The sequence below is a fragment of the Enterobacter sp. EC_50 genome (assembly GCF_019584525.1).
GTDB classification, from domain to species: domain Bacteria; phylum Pseudomonadota; class Gammaproteobacteria; order Enterobacterales; family Enterobacteriaceae; genus Enterobacter; species Enterobacter roggenkampii.
In genome coordinates this window covers 1-22,647 of sequence record NZ_VDAF01000040.1, presented here as the reverse complement: position 1 = coordinate 22,647, position 22,647 = coordinate 1, and the positions used below count along the sequence as shown (strand labels likewise).

The 22,647-nt window shown below is 51.1% G+C and carries 26 protein-coding genes and 1 pseudogene; 15 read left to right on the top strand and 12 right to left on the bottom strand.

Going from position 1 to position 22,647, the window contains the following annotated elements; genetic code table 11:
• The first annotated feature begins 99 nt into the window (after nucleotides 1-99).
• The 8 genes and pseudogenes from FHC48_RS22105 to arsC all read left to right on the top strand — a co-directional run bounded on the left by FHC48_RS22105 (nucleotide 100) and on the right by arsC (nucleotide 6,868).
• The gene (locus tag FHC48_RS22105; protein ID WP_310572871.1) at nucleotides 100-297 is read left to right on the top strand and encodes a hypothetical protein; all 198 of its coding nucleotides are present in this window, start codon (nucleotides 100-102) and stop codon (nucleotides 295-297) included.
• 80 nt (nucleotides 298-377) lie between these two features.
• The gene (locus FHC48_RS22100) at nucleotides 378-2,054 is read left to right on the top strand and encodes a DUF4041 domain-containing protein (protein ID WP_045334002.1); all 1,677 of its coding nucleotides are present in this window, start codon (nucleotides 378-380) and stop codon (nucleotides 2,052-2,054) included.
• Nucleotides 2,055-2,136: 82 nt separating this feature from the next.
• Nucleotides 2,137-3,157 (top strand): annotated as a pseudogene (locus tag FHC48_RS22095) (tyrosine-type recombinase/integrase).
• A 164-nt stretch (nucleotides 3,158-3,321) separates the two neighbouring features.
• Nucleotides 3,322-3,789, top strand: a complete 468-nt coding sequence (locus tag FHC48_RS22090; protein ID WP_039029590.1) for a Panacea domain-containing protein — start codon at nucleotides 3,322-3,324, stop codon at nucleotides 3,787-3,789.
• Nucleotides 3,790-3,794: 5 nt separating this feature from the next.
• Nucleotides 3,795-4,538, top strand: coding sequence for a hypothetical protein (locus FHC48_RS22085; protein ID WP_063930476.1), 744 nt, complete (start codon nucleotides 3,795-3,797; stop codon nucleotides 4,536-4,538).
• A 235-nt stretch (nucleotides 4,539-4,773) separates the two neighbouring features.
• Nucleotides 4,774-5,094, top strand: a complete 321-nt coding sequence (locus FHC48_RS22080; protein ID WP_008503437.1) for a metalloregulator ArsR/SmtB family transcription factor — start codon at nucleotides 4,774-4,776, stop codon at nucleotides 5,092-5,094.
• Nucleotides 5,095-5,134: 40 nt separating this feature from the next.
• The gene (locus FHC48_RS22075; RefSeq protein WP_021240936.1) at nucleotides 5,135-6,424 is read left to right on the top strand and encodes an arsenic transporter; all 1,290 of its coding nucleotides are present in this window, start codon (nucleotides 5,135-5,137) and stop codon (nucleotides 6,422-6,424) included.
• Nucleotides 6,425-6,436: 12 nt separating this feature from the next.
• The gene (gene arsC, locus FHC48_RS22070; RefSeq protein WP_059361975.1) at nucleotides 6,437-6,868 is read left to right on the top strand and encodes a glutaredoxin-dependent arsenate reductase; all 432 of its coding nucleotides are present in this window, start codon (nucleotides 6,437-6,439) and stop codon (nucleotides 6,866-6,868) included.
• A 69-nt stretch (nucleotides 6,869-6,937) separates the two neighbouring features.
• On the opposite strand, the gene FHC48_RS22065 is transcribed toward arsC, so the two are convergent.
• Nucleotides 6,938-8,395 carry a GGDEF domain-containing protein gene (locus tag FHC48_RS22065; protein WP_227028255.1) on the bottom strand — a complete coding sequence of 486 codons (1,458 nt, stop codon included), beginning with the start codon at nucleotides 8,393-8,395 and terminating at the stop codon, nucleotides 6,938-6,940.
• A 164-nt stretch (nucleotides 8,396-8,559) separates the two neighbouring features.
• Nucleotides 8,560-9,123: a TetR/AcrR family transcriptional regulator gene (locus FHC48_RS22060; protein ID WP_059361971.1), complete on the bottom strand. Its 564-nt coding sequence runs from the start codon at nucleotides 9,121-9,123 to the stop codon at nucleotides 8,560-8,562.
• An 81-nt stretch (nucleotides 9,124-9,204) separates the two neighbouring features.
• On the opposite strand from FHC48_RS22060, the gene FHC48_RS22055 reads away from it, so the two are divergent.
• Complete coding sequence (locus tag FHC48_RS22055) at nucleotides 9,205-10,419, top strand: MFS transporter (protein ID WP_059361969.1); 1,215 nt, start codon at nucleotides 9,205-9,207, stop codon at nucleotides 10,417-10,419.
• A complete protein-coding gene (locus tag FHC48_RS22050; RefSeq protein WP_119312034.1) occupies nucleotides 10,409-11,221 on the top strand; it encodes a Cof-type HAD-IIB family hydrolase in 813 nt (270 codons plus the stop codon). Before FHC48_RS22055 ends, FHC48_RS22050 begins: the two co-directional genes overlap by 11 nt.
• A gap of 58 nt (nucleotides 11,222-11,279) precedes the next feature.
• Here FHC48_RS22050 and FHC48_RS22045 read toward each other — a convergent pair whose 3' ends face one another.
• On the bottom strand, nucleotides 11,280-12,512 hold the full coding sequence (locus tag FHC48_RS22045; RefSeq protein WP_021240942.1) for an MFS transporter: 1,233 nt from the start codon (nucleotides 12,510-12,512) through the stop codon (nucleotides 11,280-11,282).
• 168 nt (nucleotides 12,513-12,680) lie between these two features.
• Here FHC48_RS22045 and FHC48_RS22040 point away from each other — a divergent pair, with 168 nt between their 5' ends.
• The 3 genes from FHC48_RS22040 (at nucleotide 12,681) to deoR (ending at nucleotide 14,851) form a co-directional block, all read left to right on the top strand.
• Complete coding sequence (locus FHC48_RS22040; protein WP_021240943.1) at nucleotides 12,681-13,409, top strand: phosphatase PAP2 family protein; 729 nt, start codon at nucleotides 12,681-12,683, stop codon at nucleotides 13,407-13,409.
• A 7-nt stretch (nucleotides 13,410-13,416) separates the two neighbouring features.
• The gene (gene ybjG / locus FHC48_RS22035; RefSeq protein WP_021240944.1) at nucleotides 13,417-14,025 is read left to right on the top strand and encodes an undecaprenyl-diphosphate phosphatase; all 609 of its coding nucleotides are present in this window, start codon (nucleotides 13,417-13,419) and stop codon (nucleotides 14,023-14,025) included.
• 67 nt (nucleotides 14,026-14,092) lie between these two features.
• Nucleotides 14,093-14,851: a DNA-binding transcriptional repressor DeoR gene (gene deoR, locus FHC48_RS22030; protein ID WP_023292922.1), complete on the top strand. Its 759-nt coding sequence runs from the start codon at nucleotides 14,093-14,095 to the stop codon at nucleotides 14,849-14,851.
• Nucleotides 14,852-14,937: 86 nt separating this feature from the next.
• Here the strand turns inward: deoR and dacC are convergent, their stop codons facing one another.
• Nucleotides 14,938-16,143, bottom strand: a complete 1,206-nt coding sequence (gene dacC, locus FHC48_RS22025; RefSeq protein ID WP_008501207.1) for a serine-type D-Ala-D-Ala carboxypeptidase — start codon at nucleotides 16,141-16,143, stop codon at nucleotides 14,938-14,940.
• A 241-nt stretch (nucleotides 16,144-16,384) separates the two neighbouring features.
• Between dacC and FHC48_RS22020 the strand changes: the two genes are divergently transcribed.
• On the top strand, nucleotides 16,385-17,011 hold the full coding sequence (locus FHC48_RS22020) for a glutathione S-transferase family protein (protein WP_059362888.1): 627 nt from the start codon (nucleotides 16,385-16,387) through the stop codon (nucleotides 17,009-17,011).
• On the opposite strand, the gene FHC48_RS22015 is transcribed toward FHC48_RS22020, so the two are convergent.
• The 4 genes from FHC48_RS22015 to FHC48_RS22000 all read right to left on the bottom strand — a co-directional run bounded on the left by FHC48_RS22015 (nucleotide 17,012) and on the right by FHC48_RS22000 (nucleotide 20,017).
• Complete coding sequence (locus FHC48_RS22015; RefSeq protein WP_059362890.1) at nucleotides 17,012-18,130, bottom strand: PQQ-dependent sugar dehydrogenase; 1,119 nt, start codon at nucleotides 18,128-18,130, stop codon at nucleotides 17,012-17,014.
• A gap of 106 nt (nucleotides 18,131-18,236) precedes the next feature.
• Nucleotides 18,237-18,620, bottom strand: coding sequence for a biofilm formation regulator BssR (bssR, locus tag FHC48_RS22010; RefSeq protein ID WP_021240947.1), 384 nt, complete (start codon nucleotides 18,618-18,620; stop codon nucleotides 18,237-18,239).
• A gap of 371 nt (nucleotides 18,621-18,991) precedes the next feature.
• The gene (locus tag FHC48_RS22005; protein ID WP_072051591.1) at nucleotides 18,992-19,213 is read right to left on the bottom strand and encodes a DUF2188 domain-containing protein; all 222 of its coding nucleotides are present in this window, start codon (nucleotides 19,211-19,213) and stop codon (nucleotides 18,992-18,994) included.
• 120 nt (nucleotides 19,214-19,333) lie between these two features.
• Nucleotides 19,334-20,017: a methyltransferase gene (locus tag FHC48_RS22000; RefSeq protein ID WP_227028254.1), complete on the bottom strand. Its 684-nt coding sequence runs from the start codon at nucleotides 20,015-20,017 to the stop codon at nucleotides 19,334-19,336.
• A gap of 39 nt (nucleotides 20,018-20,056) precedes the next feature.
• Between FHC48_RS22000 and FHC48_RS21995 the strand changes: the two genes are divergently transcribed.
• A complete protein-coding gene (locus FHC48_RS21995; protein ID WP_059362892.1) occupies nucleotides 20,057-20,752 on the top strand; it encodes a hypothetical protein in 696 nt (231 codons plus the stop codon).
• Between the two features lie 30 nt (nucleotides 20,753-20,782).
• Here the strand turns inward: FHC48_RS21995 and FHC48_RS21990 are convergent, their stop codons facing one another.
• From FHC48_RS21990 to FHC48_RS21975, 4 genes are read right to left on the bottom strand one after another with little or no spacing between them, the layout of a single operon-like run.
• A complete protein-coding gene (locus FHC48_RS21990; protein ID WP_059362895.1) occupies nucleotides 20,783-21,076 on the bottom strand; it encodes a hypothetical protein in 294 nt (97 codons plus the stop codon).
• A 9-nt stretch (nucleotides 21,077-21,085) separates the two neighbouring features.
• Complete coding sequence (locus FHC48_RS21985; protein WP_119312031.1) at nucleotides 21,086-21,406, bottom strand: hypothetical protein; 321 nt, start codon at nucleotides 21,404-21,406, stop codon at nucleotides 21,086-21,088.
• A gap of 1 nt (nucleotide 21,407) precedes the next feature.
• Nucleotides 21,408-22,016, bottom strand: a complete 609-nt coding sequence (locus tag FHC48_RS21980) for a hypothetical protein (RefSeq protein ID WP_059363522.1) — start codon at nucleotides 22,014-22,016, stop codon at nucleotides 21,408-21,410.
• A 9-nt stretch (nucleotides 22,017-22,025) separates the two neighbouring features.
• Nucleotides 22,026-22,457, bottom strand: coding sequence for a hypothetical protein (locus FHC48_RS21975; RefSeq protein ID WP_059363519.1), 432 nt, complete (start codon nucleotides 22,455-22,457; stop codon nucleotides 22,026-22,028).
• Nucleotides 22,458-22,647: the final 190 nt, after the last annotated feature.

Here is a 22,647-nt window from a genome sequence, read left to right as displayed (position 1 = left end):
GAGCGCTGAACAAAATGACGAAAGCAGGTATGCCTGAAAGCGTGCGTATTGCCTGAAAACACAACCCGCTACGGGGGAGACTTACCCGAAATCTGATTTATTCAACAAAGCCCCTATCAATCTTCATCTCCGATTGTTGTTAGTGATGGTCGTACTACATATATCAGTTGTCAAAAATTCACGGAAGTGTTAGATGCGCACTGGTTGATCAATATTGATGGGACCTATTCCGTTAGACTGATTACAAGACTGCAGAAAGGCATGATTAAAGTTTCTACTGCAGAAAATAGTTTTTAGTGTGCTTTTTCTTGTATAGAAGTTATTGCATGTATAAGAAGCACAACAGTTTCACACTGATTAGGTAAAAGGATTTAGAAATGGATTTGTTTCTTGTTGTAGTTTTGCTTTTGGCCTTACTCGCCCCCATCCTTAGTCTTATTTTGCTCAAGAAGAGCAAACAACATAAGACAGAGATCGAGGCACTTAATCATCAAAAGATAGCTCTTTCGAATGAACTAAGTGAAAGCCAAAAACATTTAACGAACGCTATAAGAGAGCACTCAGAGCTGGAAGGAAGAGCTGCTCCTCTGTGGCAATATGAAGAACTGCATAGTGCCGTTCTGGATGCAGAAAAGACGATAAAAACAGCAGACTCGATTGCTAAAAACACAGTGAATGAAGCACAACTTAAAGCATCCAGCATCGTCTTTGAAGCAAATAACCAAGCCCGACTAACGATAAGTAATGCCAATAACGAAGCAGTTGTAATAACTAAAGATGCTCGCGATGCTCGTTTAAAAGCCAAGGAACGATTGGAGAACGCCAATAGTAGGGCCGATGAGCTAATCTCCAATGCTAATGATAATGCAATGAAAATAGTCGCTGATGCAGAGATTAGAGCAAAAGAAATCGCCGGCTCTGCATATGAAGCAAAAGAATTTGCAGAAACCTACCAAGCTGTGGCCAAGTCAATGAAAAATAAAATTGAAGGGTACGGTGATGAATGGATTGTTCCAAACCGAAGCGTTCTGGATGAACTAGCAGAGAATTATGAATTTACTGATGCAGGCAGAGAGCTACAAAAAGCCAGAGAGTTAACAAAATCACTAATTAAAACGAGCAAAGCGGCAAGTTGTGATTATGTCGAACCGAATAGACGTAATACTGCGATAAAATTTGTATTAGATGCGTTCAATGGCAAAGTTGATAGTACACTTTCTAAAATCAAACATAACAATTACGGTAAACTTTCCCAGGAAATTAAAGACGCATTTCAGCTTGTAAATTATAACGGCTCAGCTTTTAGGTCGGCTAAGATCACTGATATATTCTTACAGGCCCGACTCAACGAACTGAAATGGGGCGTTGCAGTTAATGAAATTATGCTCGAAGAAAAAGAAGAACAAAGGCGCATCAAAGAGCAGTTGCGCGAAGAAGAAAAAGCACGTCGAGAATATGAAAGAGCGATAAAAGAAGCCGAGAAAGAAGAGAAAACAATTCAGCAGGCTATAGATAAGGCTACTAAAGAGCTGATGCTTGCAGGTGAAGAGCAACGACTCGCCCTTGAGCAGAAACTGGCTGAATTACAAATTAAATTCGAAGAGGCTGAAGCCAAAAACCAGCGTGCAATTTCGATGGCTCAACAAACACGCTCAGGTCATGTCTATGTAATTAGTAATATAGGATCGTTCGGCGAAAATGTTTATAAAATTGGCATGACGCGACGCCTCGAACCTCTAGACCGTGTTCGTGAACTTAGTGATGCCAGTGTTCCATTCGCCTTTGATGTACATGCAATGATCTACAGTGACGATGCACCATCATTAGAGAATCACTTGCATAAAGTATTTAATGGAAAACAAGTTAACAAGGTTAATTCTCGGAAAGAATTCTTTAATGTGGGCATTAAAGATATTAAATCAACTGTAGCCAATATGAATATCGATGCACATTGGACGATGTTTGCAGATGCCAAAGAATATAGAGAGTCTCTCGCAATTGAGAATGAACGCTCAGCCGCGCAGGTTGCAAACGAAGAACTCGTTGTTGCCTGACATAGGTGATTTCACGTAATCATACATTAATCACGATTTTTATATACAGTTAAATTTAGCCCTCAGACATGAGGGCTTTTTTATGGCAGTACGAAAACTCGAAACAGGAAAATGGATTTGTGAATGCTACCCCGCCGGACGCAACGGGCGGCGTGTGCGTAAGCAGTTCGCTACCAAAGGCGAAGCACTGGCTTTTGAACGCCACACAATGGAAGAGACGGAGGCTAAGCCCTGGTTGGGTGAATCGGTAGCTCGCCGAACTCTGAAAGACGTAGTTGAACTCTAGTTCAAGCTGCACGGCAAATCTCTGACCGCTGGCGAGCATGTTTACGACAAGCTGATCCTGATGGTCTATGCACTCTGAAACCCTATTGCTACTGATCTCAGCTCGAAATTATTCGCACATTACCGTGACAAACGCCTGACGTGTGAAATCTATTTCAGTGAGAAGTGGAAGAAAGGTGCCAGCCCGGTAACTATCAACCTTGAACAAAGCTATCTGAGCATTGTTTTTAGCGAGCTGGCCCGCCTTGGAGAATGGACGGCACCAAACCCGCTGGAAAGCATGCGCAAGTTCACGATTGCCGAAAAGGAAATGGCCTGGCTGACGCATGAACAAATCACAGAGCTACTTTATGACTGCCAACGCCAAAGCGCCCTGCTCGCTCTGGTTGTAAAAATCTGTCTGAGCACCAGGGCACGCTGGCGCGAAGCTGTGAATCTCACTCGTTCCCAGGTAACTAAGTATCGAATCACTTTCGTCAGGACAAAAGGCAAAAAGAACCGCAGCATCCCGATCAGCAAAGAGCTGTATGAAGAACTCATTGCTATGGACGGCTTCAAGTTTTTCACCGACTGCTACTTTCAGTTTTTGGCAGTGATGGATAAAACTTCCATCGTGCTACCACGCGGGCAGCTAACCCACGTCTTGCGCCATACATTTGCAGTACACTTTATGATGTCAGGCGGGAACATCACTTGCCCTTCAGAAAATCCTGGGTCACCACGACATAAAAATGACCATGCGTTATGCCCACCTGGCACCAGATCACCTTGAGACAGCGCTACGTTTTAACCCGTTAGCTACCATGATAACTGCTTAAATTGGAAGAACCGCTCATACGCACTCACCGCGTTTTAGCACGTTTGAATCTCGATTTATTCAACTATGTATGCCACTATAAGTTAGCTTGGTTTTCAAAGATTCTTAGCAGCTGATTTCTCTAAAAAATTTGGCTACCTAGACACCAAGTTAAGGGGATAAATAATGATAAATATCAATCAACTATGTGATTACATCATCACAAAAATCTCAGCTTCAGGCGAAACTATGTCTAATTTGAAGCTGCAAAAATTGGCGTATTACGCGGATGCTTGGTATCTGGCTTTTTTTGATGAAAAGTTAGTGGATGAGGGGTTTCAAGCGTGGATTCACGGCCCAGTAAGCCGTGCGATTTATAACCGATTCTCTTCTACAAAATCACTGTATTCGGACATCACGATTGCAGATTGCACTCCTGGATTTGATCTTTCATCTATTCCAGCCGCTGCCGCAGCTCATATTGATGGCGTTCTTGAAGTCTATGGTGCTTTTTCTGGTGCACAACTTGAAGATATGACCCATAAAGAAGAGCCATGGATTAAGGCTCGTGAGGGTTACAGACCGTCAGCACGTTGCGAGGTAGTCATTGATCGCAACATAACTAGAGATTTTTACCGTAGCCGATTGAATTAATAACCATGGTGAAAGCCTTTCGCCCTTCATTAGGGACAAATCAGCCGACAGCGGTACAGACCCCTAAAACGCCCTCCGCACCCGAAAGAAAGTGGGCGTTTTCTTTTCGTTATTGGCGTCAAATTGAGAATTTTGGGTTAGATCGTACCGATTCAGGCTGGTTTGTTTCACTAATTGGAAAATTATCCGAGCTTTCCCAAAAAGATGTCAAAGGCTTTATTACCAGTGGGGCCGAAAGAGAGGCATGGCGCTATCATTCAATAAACTGGGAACAAAGAAATATCCCCGTACAACGTAACCAGTTGACCTGGATTGACTCTGACTACCTTGAAAATGACGAAGAATACCCATTATTACAATTTCAGATATCTACTGCCCTTGGTAGAGTTGTAGGCTTTTGGGATGAGAACCAAATTTTTAATGTTGTGCTTTTAGATCCTCTTCATAACATCCAGCCAACACGCTCTCATAACTATCGAGTTGACTACTGTGCACCGCTTGAGACCCCCTACTCACTTTTACTCTGTAGAGTAGATGATATAAGACGCACATGCCGTTGTTCAGATCCTGAATGTAGCTTCAAACGTCGAATCGAGCAATTTGAAGAAATTCCAATCCAGACAAACACACTTGTACACTATGTCAGTGACATGGAATGGGCTGAGACACAGCAATTTATAGCGGATGGTTTGATAAGCGATGCCAAAGAAGTTTTCTCTTGGGGGCTACTGGCTATCAGGGACCAGTAACCACCTGCCAAGTGGCGACAAAGTGGCGGCAGCGGTTGGCAATACCCCGTAATCGTCACTTCTCACCACCAAGCTAACTTATTGATTATCGTACAACTCATTGTTTTCACTAACCCGTCTATATAAATGGGTTTTTTGTTGTCTGAAAAACCCCTTCCTCTAATCTTATCTTCTCTCTCGCCACCAAAACATATATGATTAAACACATATAAAAATCACATCTGCAGGAACACCCATGCTCCACCCACTCCACCTCTTCAAAACCCTCTCCGACGAAACGCGGCTCGCCATCGTCATGCTGCTCCGCGAAGCGGGCGAGCTGTGCGTCTGCGATCTCTGCGCCGCCACCGCCGAATCTCAGCCTAAAGTCTCCCGCCACATGGCGCTGCTGCGCGAGTCCGGGCTGGTGATCGACCGTCGCGAGGGTAAGTGGGTCCATTACCGTCTCTCTCCCAACATGCCTGCATGGGCGGCAGCCGTTATCGACACCAGTTGGAACTGCCTGCGGGAAGAGACGCGTATGAAGCTGAAAAACCGGCTTCCGGGTTCGTGCTAATCAAAACACATTCACAAAAACAGATATAACGGAGTAAGCGATGTTTCTGGCAGGGGCAATTTTTCTGTTTACGCTGGTGCTGGTCATCTGGCAGCCCAAAGGACTGAGTATCGGCTGGAGCGCGACTATCGGCGCCGTGCTGGCGCTGGCTAGCGGCGTGATTCACATTAACGATATTCCGGTAGTCTGGAATATCGTCTGGAACGCCACGGCAACGTTTATCGCCGTTATCATTATCAGTCTGCTGCTGGATGAGTCCGGCTTTTTCGAGTGGGCAGCACTGCACGTCGCTCGCTGGGGGAAAGGTCGGGGGCGATTGCTGTTTACCTGGATTATCCTGCTGGGCGCAGCCGTCGCAGCGCTGTTTGCTAATGACGGCGCGGCGCTGATCCTCACGCCTATCGTCATCGCCATGCTGCTGGCGTTGGGGTTCAGCAAACAGGCCACGCTGGCGTTTGTGATGGCGGCAGGTTTTATCGCCGATACCGCCAGCCTGCCGCTGATTGTCTCCAACCTGGTCAACATCGTCTCGGCAGACTTCTTCGCGCTGGGGTTCAGCGAGTACGCTTCGGTGATGATCCCGGTGGATATCGCCGCGATTGCCGCAACGCTGGTCATGCTGCACCTGTTCTTTCGCAAGGAAATTCCTCCAGAATATGACCTGGCGAAACTCCAGGAGCCTGCGCGGGCCATTCACGACCTCCCGACGTTCAGAACGGGCTGGATCGTCCTCCTCCTTCTGCTCGTCGGTTTCTTCGTGCTTGAACCTCTCGGCATTCCGGTAAGCGCCATTGCGACCGTCGGCGCGCTGATTTTATTCGCTGTCGCAAAACGCGGACATGCGATAAATACCGGAAAAGTGCTGCGCGGCGCGCCGTGGCAGATCGTCATCTTCTCGCTGGGGATGTATCTGGTGGTGTATGGCCTGCGTAATGCCGGGCTGACGGACTCTCTCACAGGCGTACTGAACAGCCTGGCCGGACACGGGCTGTGGGCCACCACGCTGGGAACCGGGTTCATCACCGCGTTCCTGTCATCCATAATGAACAATATGCCCACGGTGCTGATTGGCGCGCTCTCCATTGACGGCAGCACGGCAACAGGGTTGATAAAGGACGCGATGATTTACGCCAACGTGATTGGCTGCGATCTGGGGCCAAAAATCACGCCTATTGGTAGTCTCGCCACCCTGCTCTGGCTTCACGTGCTGGCGCAGAAAAACATGACGATTACCTGGGGCGGCTATTTCCGGACGGGCATCATCATGACGCTGCCGGTCCTGTTTGTGACGCTCGCCGCCCTGGCGCTACGTCTCTCCTTCACACTGTAATGAGCCACTGATATGAGCCACATCACCATTTACCACAACCCCGCCTGCGGCACCTCGCGCAACACGCTGGAGATGATCCGCAACAGCGGCGCGGAGCCAGAGATTATTCTCTATCTGGAAACTCCACCGTTGCGCGATACGCTGACCGCCCTGATTGCCGATATGGGCATTTCGGTGCGCGATTTGCTGCGTAAAAACGTGGAGCCCTATGAACAGCTCGGCCTTGCCGACGATAAGTTCACCGACGACCAGCTTATCGATTTTATGCTGCAACACCCGATCCTGATTAACCGTCCGATTGTGGTGACGCCGCTGGGCACCCGCCTGTGCCGCCCGTCTGAAGTCGTCCTCGACATCCTGCCGGACGCGCAGAAAGGAGCGTTTACGAAAGAAAATGGCGAAGCGGTGGTGGACGCCAGCGGGAAGAATATCCTGAAAAAATAATTCTTCCTCAGGTGGACGACAGGGCCAGCGCCCGGCGGGCCCTGAACGCCGGGAGAAAACAACCGCCCGCTAGCTCGCCACGCAGACCCGGTTGCGCCCCTTACGTTTTGCACGATAAAGCTCACGATCGGCTCGCGCCAGGGCTGACTGCACGCCATGTTCAATCTCCAGTTCATCCGGCGTCATGCATACGAGCCCCATGCTGGCGGTGAAGCGGATCGTCTGCCCGTTGAAGTCGACGTTCTGGCTGGCAAGGCTCATCCGTACGCGCTCGGCGATCTCAGCGGCCGTCTCCAGAGAGGTCTGCGGCATTGCCACGACAAACTCTTCCCCGCCGAAGCGGGCGACAATGTCGCTGCCTCTCACCAGTGCCGGAAGCGCGTTGCCAATATGCTTCAGCACCGCATCGCCGCCGTCATGGCCCCAGGTGTCGTTAATACGCTTGAAGAAATCCAGATCCATGCTCATCAGGCACAGGGGCTGCTGATGCCGACGGGCAAGATTGCAGGCCCGCAAAGACCACTCATCAAACTGGCGACGGTTTGCCAGCCCGGTGAGCGGATCGAGCCGCGCCTCCTGCTGGAAACGCGCCCGCTGCAGGGCGTTGACGTGGATGTAATGCATCAGAAACCACTGCGTAATGGAGATAACCAGAATCGCCAGCGCCGTCCACAGAGCCTGATAATACCAGCCGTGCAGCACGTCTTTTCTGGCCAGCCCGACGGCAAGCACCCATTTGCGTTCGTTGAGGTTAAGAAATACTCCCATACGTTCAACGCCATCAATCGGAGAAGTATATCGTTGGACCTGTGCGGTATCGCTTGCGTATTCCAGCAGCTTCGCGAGGCGCGGGTCGGAGGTATTCAATTGCGAACCGTCATTCGCCCCCATACGGGCAAGCTGCACCGCATTGTCACGATCAAGGACCGCCATCGCCCCACCCTGACCTAAATCGAAGCCCTGCGCTTCCATTTTGCGAAACATATCGTTCATGGTGTTACCATTGAAGAAACCCAACGCACCACCTAGAAAGCGACCATGTGCGTCGCGCACTGCACGGAACATCACGAAGCCCAACATGTTTTTATCCGTGCTGTTGCTCTGCCAGTAAAACAAACTTTCGGTAACTTCATCCCGGCGAAAATCAGTAAACAGAGGGTGCTGCCGAAAGCTGGCCTGCGCAAGCGTAGAGGCGTCCAGAGCGCGCTCAAAAGGAAATAGCGCGCGGCTGCTGAGAAAATCACCGTCTTCATCAAAGACGACAACGCCATCCAGCCAGGCACGCTTGAGCTCCCCTTGCAGGAATGGCTGCGCGTTTTCAGGCGTGACCGTATGGTTGAGCAGAAAGGCATTCCCGATAAAGCGCATCTGGTAGCGCATCGCGTTAAGGCTGGTATCAAACTGCTGGGACTGGAGTATGGCCGTATTGCGAAGGATACGTGCGGCGTTATCCTCCACATAGCCGCGCTGGTAGAGCAGATGCCCAATCAGCAGACTCGCCTGAACCAAAATCAACAGTACTAACAACGCTCTCTTTTTTGCCAGACTGACCTGCACGAACCAGGTACTTACTTTTTCACCCAACGCCAACCTCAACCACTGAACAGTAAATAACCACCGCGGTGGATAGTCACGTGTTAGGTCCGGATTGTCAATATGGAGAAAAATCGTAATACATTGAAAAATATGAACTAATTTTCTTTATTTAACGGTGTAATGCCCGCAATCCTCCCCACCATCGCCCGAATCTCCTCCCGGCTTAACGGCGCCCGGTCGGTGACATAGTGCAGCGTCATCCCTTCAATAAATGCGTCCAGCGCGCGGGTGGTGACCGGGTCGAACCACTGCTCCAGCGTGGTCTGGCTCATCTTCATCCAGTCCTGCATCACCGTTTTCAGCGCCGCGCTGCGGTGCATAAAGGCGTAAAGCTGATACATCAGCGCCATGTTGTGCGGCGTCGTCACCTGCGAGCTATGGATCAGCGTGATGATAGATTCGCACGCCATTTCCGGCCCGGTGACGCCCGCGAAGAAATCCCTGTACTGCTGCGACATCTGGCGGGTAAACCACGTGAAGGCCTCTTCCAGCAGCGGCTCCATGCCGTCGAAATAGTAGGTCATCGACCCCAGCGGCACGCCCGCGCAGGTGGCGATTTTACGGTGCGTGACGGCGTGAATACCGTGTTCAGCAATGGTGTCGAGCGTCGCCTGCAGGATCTTCTCCCGGCGATGCGGATCGTTGGGTGGTCTGCTCATCAATTCCTCACCTGGTTTGTGTACAAATGTACACAAACTTGCTAGTGTTGTCGCTATTGTTGTACTTCTGGTGCTATCCCGATGACGCTGACCTCTCCCCGCAAAGCCCTGCAGCTCCGCCTGTGGGCGCTGTTTATGTTCTTCTTCATTCCCGGTCTGCTGATGGCCTCCTGGGCCACGCGCACGCCCGCCATTCGCGATATTTTGTCCGTCTCTACCGCGGAAATGGGCATCGTGCTGTTCGGCCTGTCGATAGGCTCCATGAGCGGCATTCTCTGCTCCGCCTGGCTGGTAAAGCGCTTCGGTACGCGAGCGGTGATCCGCACCACCATGTGCTTCGCGGTGTTCGGGATGATGGTGCTGAGCGCGGCGCTGTGGTTTGCCTCACCGGTGCTGTTTGCCCTCGGGCTGACGGTGTTTGGCGGCAGCTTTGGTTCGGCGGAAGTGGCGATAAATGTGGAAGGAGCAGCGGTCGAACGCGAGATGAACAAAACCGTGCTGCCAATGATGCACGGCTTCTATAGCCTCGGCACGCTGGCCGGTGCGGGCGTGGGGATGGCGCTGACGGCCACTGGCGTGAGCGCGAATCTACATATTCTGCTGGCGGCGCTGGTGTGCATCATTCCCATTCTGACCGGCATCCGGGCCATCCCGGACGGCACCGGTAAAAACTCCGCGGACGAACAGTATTCTGCCGAAAAAGGGCTGCCCTTCTACCGCGATTTCCAGCTGATGCTGATTGGCGTGGTGGTGCTGGCGATGGCGTTCGCGGAGGGCTCCGCCAACGACTGGCTGCCGCTGCTGATGGTGGACGGTCACGGCTTTAGCCCGACCTCCGGCTCGCTGATTTACGCTGGGTTTACGCTGGGGATGACCGTCGGGCGCTTCACCGGCGGCTGGTTTATCGACCGCTACAGCCGCGTGGCGGTAGTGCGCGCCAGCGCCCTGCTCGGCGGGCTGGGTATCGCGATGATAATTTTTGTGGATGTGGACTGGATTGCCGGCGTCTCGGTGATCCTCTGGGGGCTGGGCGCATCCCTCGGCTTCCCGCTGACCATCTCTGCCGCCAGCGATACCGGCCCGGATGCCCCGACGCGCGTCAGCGTGGTGGCAACCACGGGCTATCTCGCCTTCCTGGTCGGGCCGCCGCTGCTCGGCTTCCTCGGGGAGCACTACGGGCTGCGCAGCGCCATGCTGGTGGTGTTAGGGTTGGTTATCATCGCGGCGCTGGTGGCGCGCGCGGTGGCAAAGCCGGAAACGAATCAAACGACACTGGAGAAGGGATATGAGCGTTAAACTGATCGCCGTCGACATGGATGGCACATTCCTGAGCGATGCCAAGACCTACAATCGCCCGCGCTTTCTGGCGCAGTACGCGCGCATGAAGGCGCAAGGCATTCGTTTCGTGGTCGCCAGCGGCAACCAGTACTACCAGCTCATCTCCTTTTTCCCGGAGATTGCGCATGAAATTTCATTCGTCGCCGAAAACGGCGGCTGGGTCGTGAGCGAAGGTGAAGACGTCTTCAACGGTGAACTGTCGAAAGCCCATTTCGAGACCGTCGCGAGCGTCTTAAACGACGTGCCGGGCATTGAGATTATCGCCTGCGGGAAGAGCAGCGCCTACACTCTCAAGTGCTATGACGAGGGCTTTAAGGCCATCGCGGCGAAGTACTATCACCGTCTGGAAATGGTCAGCGATTTCGACAACCTGAACGATATTTTCTTCAAGTTCGGACTCAACGTGTCCGATGATGAAATTCCGCGTATTCAGGCGCTGCTGCATGAAAAGCTCAGCGACATCATGGTGCCCGTCACCACCGGTCACGGCAGTATCGACCTCATTATCCCCGGCGTGCATAAGGCCAACGGCCTGCGGATCCTGCAACAGCGCTGGGGGATAGAGAACAGCGACGTGGTGGCCTTCGGCGACAGCGGCAACGACATGGAGATGCTGCGCCAGTCCGGGTTCAGCTTTGCGATGGCGAATGCCAGACCGCATATCAAAGCGGCAGCGCGTTTTGAAGCACCGCACAATAACGAGGAAGGCGTGCTGGATGTGATTGAGAAGGTGTTGAACGGGGAGGCACCGTTTAATTGACCGCGTGCGGTCTGGTGCCCTCACCCTAGCCCTCTCCCACAGGGAGAGGGCATAAGAATTAAGGTTGCAGAGCGTTTCCGACGCGCTTGTCTTTCAGGAATACCACCATCAGGCCAACCCACAGCACGCCATTGGCGAGGTTAAACAGGCTGAACAGCCCGTTACCGCCCATCGCGTAGGCATGCTTGCTCACCTCGATACCGACGGTAAAAATCAGCATCTGTAGCATCCCCATCGCCGCGGAGACCGTGCCCTTACTCATCTCGCTGGCAAACAGCGTCAGGCGCACCAGCCCGGCGTTCGCCACGCCAATCCCGAAGGCGTAGATACTCAGCCCCGCCGTCATCCACAAATAAGCGTGAGATGACGCGACGGTTGCCACCGCCGCCAGAATCAGCCCTGCCGCAATCGGCCAGCCGCCCATGATAATCAGCGAACGCACGGTGCGGCGTGACGTCAGACGCGCCAGCACCAGGTTACCGATAATCAGCGCGCCAAAGATCGGCACCTGCAGCAGACCGTACTCGTAGCTGCTGAGCTTTTCACCGCTGATGATAATGACCGGAGACTGGGCAATCCACGCGAGCAGCGGCAGGCTAACAAACCCGGTCGCCAGCGCGCCCGCTACAAAGCGGCCGTTTTTCAGCACCTCTTTGTAATCCCGACCCAGCTCTTTCAGCGAAAGTTTCTCGCCGATGCGGGTGGCGGTTTCCGGCATCGCACGGTGCAGGCCAAAGAACGCGATGGCGGCGAGAACGGCAAAGAGCACAAACATCCCTTCCCAGGGGGCCATATGCACCCATGCGGCGCCCACCAGCGGCCCGAGCAAGGGAGCGATCAGCGCCACGTTCGCCATCAGCGCGGTGATTTTGATACACACCGCCTCTTCAAACGACTCCTGAATGGCCGCATACCCCACGGCGCCGATAAAGCACAGGCTCACCCCCTGCAGGAAACGCAGCAGGGTAAATTGTTCAATATTTTGCGCCAGCAGCGTGGCAAGGCAGGTGACGATGAACCACACCACGCCCGTCAGCATCACCGGACGACGGCCAATACGATCCGACAGCGGGCCTAACAGCCACTGCAAAAACATGCCGCCGGCCAGATAGGCGGTCATGGAGGTCGGTACCCACTCAATTCCGGCGTTGTACTGCGCCACCACGGCCAGCATACCGGGCTGGATCATATCGTTGCCAATATAGGTAGAAAATTCGTAGAGCACCAGACACAGGGGGAAAAGCAACGCCTGACGACCCAGACGTGAACCTGAAGAAGAACGGTTTAACATGCAATCTCTTTATAATGACAAAATCGCGACGAGTGTAATGAAATGCCGCAGCCCGAGATAGTGATTTATCGAGGATAAACAGAAATAAAGCACATATCGTCTTCGTTTAAGGTTTCCTTAATTTGACAGATTTATGATAGCCCCATTACTCGTCAACGACCCCAAATTATGTCACTCACCTCCAGCCGTTCAGAATTGTCTAAGTTACAGACAAATAAGACAAAACGCCTTTACCGCTTGCCGTCCCGCTTTTATGGTTATCAGCTTTTCATACTGATAGTCCTTGCCGTGGTGTTTACGTGGCTATCGCGCAATGAAGCGCTCGACAGATGGATCACCGGCTTCTGGTATGACGCGGCGACGCAGAGCTTCCCGCTGCAGAAAGACCACCTGCTGGATCTGCTCAACCATCGTCTGGCGAAGTACATTGCCATCGCTTTAGGCGCCGTGGCGCTGTTTTACGGCGCGTACAAGCGTAACGCGAGGCTGGTTACGGCGGCGCTGCTGATGGGGCTTGGCGCGCTGGTCGTGGGCGTGCTGAAAAGCATGAGCCATCACAGCTGCCCGTGGGACCTGGTGGAATATGGCGGTAAGGCGATGTCCTATCCCCTGTTCAGCGCCGTCCCAGCGGACAGCGGCCCGGGGCGCTGCTTCCCCGGCGGCCATTCTTCCAGCGGCTTTATGGTGATGGGACTGTTTTTTGCCTTCTGGCGCGAGCGGCCGCGTCTGGCCTGGAGCTTTGTCGTTCTCGGCATTTTGCTGGGTCTGGCGATGGGCTTCGGTCAGGTCATGCGCGGGGCGCATTTTTTCTCTCACAACCTGTGGGCCGGGTGGTGGGTCTGGTTTTCCCAGGTGGCAGTCTACGGGCTGGTTTCCACCCGGTTTGCTAAAGAGTGATAACGCTATGCTAGAGAATCTGAATTATCAGCTGTTTTATCTGATCAACGCCACCCCGGCCTCGCCCGAGTGGATGATCGACTTCGCCACCTTTCTGGCAAAAGATCTGATCAGTATCGTGCCCGCGCTGGCAGCCATCCTCTGGCTGTGGGGACCTCGTAGCCAGGTGAAAGCGCAGCGCAAGCTTGTAATCAAAGTGGCGATGGCTCTCGGCGTAAGCGTCCTGGCAAGTTACATTCTGGGCCATGCGTTCCCGCACGATCGTCCGTTTGTCGATCACGTCGGCTATACCTTCCTGCACCATGCGCCGGATGACTCTTTCCCGAGCGATCACGGTACGGTGATCTTCACCTTCGCACTGGCCTTCCTGTTCTGGCATCGCCTGTGGTCGGGTGCGGTGCTGATGGTGGTCGCTGTGGCCATCGCCTGGTCTCGCGTGTATCTGGGCGTCCACTGGCCGCTGGATATGGTGGGTGGCTTCCTGGTGGGGCTGATTGGCTGCGTGAGCGCGGCTATCCTGTGGAGCCTCATTGGGGAAGCGCTCTACCGTGCGCTTTCTTCACTCTATCGCGCCATTTTCGCCATCCCGATCCGCAAAGGCTGGATACGTGACTAACCCCGACCTGACAGGTTACACTTGAACCCCCGCCCTGCGGGGGTTCATTTTTTTATGCCGAGGAACTATGGAAACACGTCGCGATGACCGCATTGCTCAGCTGCTACAGGCGCTGAAGCGCAGCGATAAGCTGCATCTTAAGGAAGCCGCCAACCTCCTCGGCGTCTCGGAGATGACCATTCGTCGGGATCTGAACAGCGAGAGCGCGCCCGTCGTGCTGCTGGGCGGATACATTGTGCTTGAGCCGCGTAGCGCCAGCCATTATCTGATCAGCGACCAGAAGACGCGCCTGGTGGAAGAGAAACGCAAAGCCGCGCGGCTTGCGGCTTCCCTGGTACAGCCGCACCAGACGCTGTTTTTTGACTGCGGTACCACCACGCCGTGGATTATCGAAGCCATCGACAGCAGCATTCCGTTTACCGCCGTCTGTTATTCCCTGAACACCTTTCTGGCGCTTCAGGAGAAACCCGAGTGCCGGGTGATCCTCTGTGGCGGTGAGTTTCACGCCAGCAACGCGATCTTTAAGCCGCTCAACCTGCAGGACACGCTCAGCAACCTCTGCCCGGATATCGCGTTTTATTCTGCCGCGGGCGTCAATGTGCGTCAGGGGGCAACCTGCTTTAACCTGGAAGAATTACCGGTCAAGCACTGGGCGTTGAGCGCCGCGCAGTACCATGTGCTGGTGGTCGATCACAGTAAGTTTGGTAAGGTGCGTCCGGCAAGAATGGGCGAGCTGGCGCAGTTCGATGCCATCGTCAGCGATTGCCGCCCGGACGACGAGATTGTGGCCCACGCGAAAGCGCAGCAGGTGAAGTTGATGTATTGAGGTTATGCCGGGTGGCGGCTTCGCCTTACCCGGCCTACAACGGCTCGAACGTAGGCCGGGTAAGCGCAGCGCCACCCGGCAAAAACTTAGCTAAACCAGCTGCCGAACCACCCGTGGAATTTCATCATCACGAAATCCCACATCCGGCTGAAGAAGCCGCCCTCTTCCACCGCTTCCATCACAATCAGCGGACGCTGTTCAATCGACTTACCGTTAAGCTGGAAATCAATCGTCCCAACCACCTGGCCTTTTTTCAGCGGGGCGGTGAGCTGCGGGTCGGTCAGAGTGTAGCTGGCCTTCAGGTTTTTCAGCTGGCCGCGCGGAATGGTTACCGAGCCCGCCTCACCGGCGCCCAGGTTCACCTCGCTCTTGTCACCAAACCAGACGCGCTGGCTGACGAACGTGGCATCCGGTTTAATCGGCGTCACGGTTTCATAAAAGCGGAAACCCCAGGTCAGTAGTTTTTCTGATTCGTTAAAGCGAATGCGGTCGGTTTTGGTGCCCAGCACTACCGAAATCAGGCGCATGTCGCCCTGGGTCGCGGAGGCCACCAGGTTATAGCCTGCACCCGCCGTGGTGCCGGTTTTCATCCCGTCCACGTTGACGTTGCTGCTCCACAGCAGGCGGTTGCGGTTCGGCTGGCGAATTTTGTTGAAGGTAAACTCTTTCTCTTTGTGGATGGCGTATTCATCCGGCACGTCGTGGATCAGCGCTTTCCCCAGCAGCGCCATGTCGCGCGCGGTGCTGAACTGGCCCGGCGCATCCAGGCCGTGAACCGTTTTGAACGTGGTGTTGGTTAAGCCCAGCTTCTGCGCGTAACCATTCATCAAGCCAATGAAAGAATCCTGGCTGCCGGCAACGTAGTCGGCCAGCGCGATGCACGCATCATTTCCCGACTGAATAATCACCCCTTTATTCAGATCGGAAACGGAGACCTGATCCCCTGGCTTCAGGAACATCACGGAAGATCCGCGCAGGGCCGGGTTGCCGGTCGCCCAGGCGTCTTTCCCGATGGTCACCATATCGTCCAGCTTGATCTTGCCCGCTTTCAGCGCCTGGCCTACCACATAGCTGGTCATGATTTTGGTCAGGCTTGCCGGATCGAGTTTCTCATCCGCATTCCCTTCCGCCAGCACTTTACCGCTGGCGTAGTCCATCAGGATCCAGGCGCGCGCATCCACAGGCGGCGCTTCGGGCGCAGCCTGTTCAGCTGCGTAGAGCGTTGGTGCAAACAGGAAAAGAAGCGCAGAGCCTGCCGCCAGGCTGCGCAGAGAAGTCATTTTACGCGTCATAAATGCCACCCGAGTGTCCATTCAAAAATTACGTCACATCACCGTGTCGCAAGAAGCGATGAGTAATAGCGCACTAAAACCGTTAAAGAAACCCAACGAGGGTAAAGTTATTAAAGTTTATGCAATAACATTCATATACGCTTTGATTAAGGCGATTTTTTTGTCTTCTGTTGCGTAATTGTTAGGTTTATCTCACCATGGCGAAAAGCTGATTCGGATTCACATCTCATCGGGAGTAAATATGATTACGCTATGGGGCAGGAATAATTCGACCAACGTTAAGAAAGTGCTCTGGACGCTGGAAGAGCTGGATTTACCGTTCAATCAAATCATGGCAGGCATGGCGTTCGGCGTGAACAAGGAGGCCGACTATCTGGCCATGAACCCGAATGGCCTGGTGCCGCTGCTGCGCGATGATGAAACGGACGCGACGCTTTGGGAGTCCAACACGATTGTGCGTTACCTCGCCGCCCAGTACGGTCAGGGCCGCCTGTGGGTAGAAAACCCGGCCCGCCGCGCCCAGGGCGAAAAGTGGATGGACTGGGCGAACCAGATGCTGTCCCCAACCCACCGCGTGATCCTGATGGGGCTTATCCGCACGCCGGAAGCGGAACGCGATTATCCCGCGATTCACGCCGCGCAGGATGCCTGCGAAAATCTGTTTGCGATGATGGATGACGAGCTGGCGAAGCACGTCTGGTTCTCCGGCGAGGCGTTCGGCACCGGCGATATCGCCGTGGCGCCATTCGTCTGGAACCTGACCAACATGGGCCTGAAGTGGACGCCGCGCCCGCACCTGGAGCGCTGGCTTAAACAGCTGAGCGATCGCCCGGCGTACCGTAACGTCGTGATGATCCCGGTTACCTGATTACGCGCCGGACGGGCTGACTTTCAACAGCTGCCCGTCCGTCTCGTCGGTCAGGACATACAGATACCCATCCGGCCCCACCCGCACATCCCGAATACGCTGATCCCGGTCGCCCAGAATGCGCCCGTCCTCTGTCACCTTGTTACCCTCCACGCTCAGCACGATCACGTCCTTCTCCTTCAGCGCGCCGATAAACAGCTTGTTTTTCCACTGCGGGAAGACGTCGCTGTTGTAGAACGCCATGCCGCTTACAGCGGGTGAGACTTTCCAGACGAACAGAGGCTTCTCGCTGCCCTCAACGTGCTCGCCTTTGGCTTCCGGGATTTTCAGACCACTGTAGTTAATGCCGTGCGTTGCCAGCGGCCAGCCGTAGTTCTTACCCTTCTCCGGGATATTGATCTCGTCCCCGCCGCGCGGGCCGTGCTCGTTCAGCCACAGCGTGTCGCTCCAGGGGTTCATCGCCATCCCCTGCGGGTTGCGGATGCCGTAAGACCAGATTTCAGGTCGCGCACCGGGGGTATTCACAAAGGGGTTATCCGGCGGGACTTTTCCGTCTTCAGTGAGGCGCACCACTTTGCCCTGCAATTTATCCAGATCCTGCGCCGTGGGACGCTGGTTATTCTCGCCGAGTCCGATAAAGAGGGAGCCTTTGCCGTCGAACACCAGCCGTCCGCCGAAATGGTTACCGGTTGAGAGTTTCGGCATCTGGCGGAACGCCACCTGGAATCCCTCGATGCGGGAATAGTCGTCGCTCAGGCGGCCAAAGCCCACCGCCGTTCCGGCTTTGCCGTCATGCCCGGCCTCGGCGTAGCTCAGCCAGACGCGGCGCGACGTTTCAAAATCCGGCGCCAGCACCACATCCAGCAATCCTCCCTGCCCGTTTGCCCAGACCTTCGGTACGCCGACAATCGGATCGGAGAGCCCTTTTCCCGCCTGCCAGCGTTTGAGCTGGCCGCCCTTCAGGGTCACCAGCAACCCGTTATTATCCGGCAGGAACGCCAGGGACCAGGGGTGATCGAGTCTGTTTTGCAGCACCTCGACCTTAACCGCCTCTGGCGCAGCAAGAAGTGAAAACGGAATGAATAACGCAGGCAGGGAAATCAGCGAGGATCGAGGCATAACGCGCTCCTTTATCGGCATATGGCTTAAAGATTAGCCACTGCGTCCGGGCGCGTTACCACTTTTACAAAAGCTTAATCAGAAGGGGGAGTTGCCTCCCCCGGGATCAGTGCTGTTCAAGCTGTTTGTGCTCGTTCAGGCACATGATGCATAGAGAGAGCGTTGTCAGGCAGTTTTCAAGCTTCTCCGCGTTTACGGCGATAAAATTCGGGCAGTCGTGGCGTCCGTTCATCAGACACACCCCTGCAATGGAGAGCACCTCGGCGGCGCGGCGCAACGCGACTTCTTCACTTTCGCCGTAGTTCGCCTGCAGGGCCGGTGCTTTTTCACGCATGAAATTGCAAAGTTCAAACAGGTTATCACGCAGATGTTCGCTTTCGCTGACTGACATATACCCTTTTGCCTTCCTCAACTGCAGGTACGCGGCCAGGTCGATTCGGGCGTTGATCAGCTTGTTCAGCAGATCGCGTTTAAGTCTGTCAACGGTCATGCTCTTTCCTCCTCTGTCAGCCATGGTGCATCGTCAGGATAAGTTCATTTTTTGTACAGTTTAATGCCTGGGATCAATTTTTATTAACTGATTAACATTATTTACAATGTTACAACCTCGGCCCGACGCATCCGCCGTGCAAAGAGTGTATAAATCCCCCGCGATACGCTGTAAAATCCCGCCCTGATAACTCCATAATTGATGAATTTTTAACCTATGAGCAATGTTACGCACCAGCCGAAAATCGGCTTCGTCTCCCTGGGCTGCCCTAAAAATCAAGAAATAAAATCCGGCTGATTAATCTTCGCTCAACGTTATCTATTGAAAAGACAAAAAAAAGAGGCCGATGGCCTCTTTTGCTTCACTGATATTTATCCCTTAGGCGGATATGGATCGTTGCCATATGAGTCACGAGAACGAATCTGCCCATCACGTCCATGAATTAACAATTCACTTTGTTGATGTCGAGCTATCTCACGAGCAGCTTCTATAGCTTCAGCTTGCGTTGAATGTACAGAAGTTGCTCGTTCATTACCTTCACCTTTTACAGCCCATCCATCAGGATGCGTTACTACATGTTGGTTCTTACCCATACAAGTTACCTGCTGTGTGAAATACACCATGTGGTGCAATAAGTAAGTATAGACACAATATGTAGCGTTACGCTTGCTTAAAATCACATTTTTAGTACTCAACCGTCACAACCTCACAGATTACCTTCGTACCGTTCCATTCGTCCTTGTAGATACTGGTATCAATCCCCCCCCTGGTTGAAACGTGTACCCTGTATCATGAACAAACTTCTGGTACTTGGCTGTCTGTACCGTAGCGTCATAGTACCTATGGCCTGAGTACTTAAACCCTGCTGAACCTTGCGGTACTATCCATACCCCATATGATGAGAAAGTACTCGCATGTTCAATCACCTTGTATTCGAATTCAGAGCCTGTATAACAGCCTGTGTACGCTTCTGACGTGTTGATCTTACCGAAAGGTGGATTGCCATAGGCAACTTCATAGAAACGGTCTGGGGTGTACTGAAGAGCGTCACCAATGATCCATTCTGCCTCTGGTAGTACCCTCTTCCCGATCATTACGTACTCTGGATTGAGTTCAACGCAGGTAATGTGCGTTGGGTTGTTTCTTAAGTACTGGTAGTAGCTGAGGCGACCGATACCCGCACATAGTTCGATACAGTCACCAATGCAACCAGCATCAAGTATGAAATCCCATGCGAGCATTTCAGGTGTAAAGAAAGCACCAGTAGCACCTATACCATCGCCTTTGTAGTTGTTGAAGATAAACTCTTTATCATCTTGTGAGAGTTGTTTATCTGAGTGAATGAGATCCATTACTTGAATGTGTAATGCTGATTCCTTTTTTGTAATTCTTGCCATAAAATACCTTATACGATTTGTATAAGGGTATTTATATAAATGAAGATAAAAGAACTAATGATGAAAATAAGGCTCTCACATATAATGTGTATATGCATTGGTGTATTAATAGCAATATACTGTGATGTACTATTTTTACATGGATTTGATAGTGGTACTGTATCGGCAATTATGGATACAGTAATTGCTGCATCAGCATTACTTGCCGCATTGAGTGTACGTAACTGGTTAAAAGACAAAGTCAAAAATAAAGGTTTTGAACATGCAAAAGAAATATTAATGGATATGCATTTAATCACCAACCTACTATTTGAATTACAATCAAATTATAAGAATTTCGCCTTGAATTACATGGATGGTTCTGAGCTAAACAAAGAATTCCAAAAAGCTCTGGAAGTTGAACATAGTAATTTATTAGTACAATGCTCTAGTGTTAGAAAAAAAGCTGTTGAATTATTAGTTTCAATTTTCAGCTTAAGCTCGTGGGATATGAAGTGCAACTATCAAGAAGAGTACATTGAATATTTAAGAGTGTTAGAGGACGCAAGAGAACTTATTGAAGAAAAGCTTTCTAATCTAGATATCGATGGTCATACGAGTCGTATCATTAGAAAAAAAACCTGGATAGAATCTAAAGACGAATTTGAAAAAATAGTAAAAAAATGTTCTGCTGATTATAGGGCGTTAAATAAACGATTCGTAAGTGCATTCTCTTATACCCCACCAAAAGAATAACAATGTAAGAAAGCCCCTTGTGGGGCTTTCTTAGCTTCCACCAACCATAATCAATATTACTTGGAGTAGTTGTCCCAATGGTACTTGGATAACCACAATACCAAAGCCATCAAGTACTGGTACTATGATCCAGTTATAGAGAATGATTAAGGTGATCACAAAGCCAAGAGCATTACGCCAATGGAATGATACCTTTTCAATCTCTTCTTTGTTAGTTTCTATCTGCCCTTCGGCATTTGTTTTTTCTACATCTGATTGAATAGTTTTTCTCTTAATGAAAAAATCCATACCCTTTGATAGTAGTTCTAGTATTACACCAATCATAATTAGTCCTTATTGTATTTGGCAAACACAAGAAACTACGCGAAGACCTTTAAAGATGTGGTTGTAAGATAATAGTACCTTCACTTCTACTTGTTCTTTTAGTAGTTCAACCATCAATACATCATCCTCATCTACTTTCGGTGTTGTATGATGATGAAAACTGTATACGACTAAATCACCTTTTGTTTTATCTACTTTCTTCTTTATGAGCTTACTACCAGATAGTGCTTTATCATATGGTAAGGTAACACTTACAGGTTGTATTGTCTGAAAAGAAAAATCTGTTAGTACAGAATGATCATAACATGGGAAATTTTCTAAGTTATCCATCTTACTTCCTCCAACGGTAATCAAACGTACCGCGTAATGTTCTTAATTGTTCTATTACTTGCTTTTCGGTTTCATCATAGAAATCAAACAATGGTTTTCTACCAACGGAACCATAATAACCAATCACCCTTTGTTCACGAGCCAGTTTAGGATTACGTTTAGAGGATTTCTTGGTAGTGTCGATTAAGTACGTGTTACCGTTCCTAATCTTCACCTTTTTGTATTTATCACTCTTGGTTCTTGAACGTAGTTGTGTAATGTTACCTTGCTTAGTTAACTTAGCATTCTGATACGGTATGATCTTCCCTTCATTAGCATTCTTATATGTCGGATCAAGAACGTACTTTAGATATGATGCTTGATTAGGTAGTAAGATGATCTGGTTAACTGACTTGAACTCACTTATCTTTCTAAAGTTAAAGTACATACTCTGTCCAGTAAACGCGACACCACCACCTACTACATCACTATCAATCTTCCTTTGAATGTGCTGTGCAACTATACGCATACGGCTACTTAATTCTTTTTTAAATTCTTGTCCTATCTTTGGGCTATTCCCGTTTATGAATCGCTTCATATCATTAGGGCTATTGCTGTTTCTCCAAGCCATATCTATTCCTTAATTTAGTATTTCATATAATGATTGAAGGATTCCACGGATACGTACCGCATCTTTACCGCTCGGTAATCTCGCCTTATGCATTACAGCAAGGTTTAGATTTCCCGTTTTTAGTCCTTCATTAATGATTAATGCTGTTTCTACAAAAAGTGTTTCTTTCATCGAAGGGAAAGCCCACAAGATAGTACGAGTAAAATTTAATCCTTCTTCAATCTTGGAATTAACTATTTTTGAACTTGAACTGTACTCACGCCATCCGTTTTCTACAGAATTATCTTTTAGTTTCTTAATGTCCTTAACTCTCTTGTACATCTGTTTACTACCTATGTAGCTTGTATTATCTTCAAATTGGAACAAGTACACGAAACCTACATAACTACCGTTAGTTAATTCTTCTTCGCTCCAATCTTCGTTGTATTGCCATGCTTCCATATAAATACCTTATAAAAATTATCATAAGGTATTTATTTAATGGACATAAAAACGAGACTAATAGAATATGAGGGTTGAATCGCCACGGATAATCTAGACACTTCTGAGCCGTTGATAATATAGGTTTTCATATTCAGCCGGTGGCATCTGCTCGCTCGAACCATGCCGACGCTTACTGTTATAAAACATT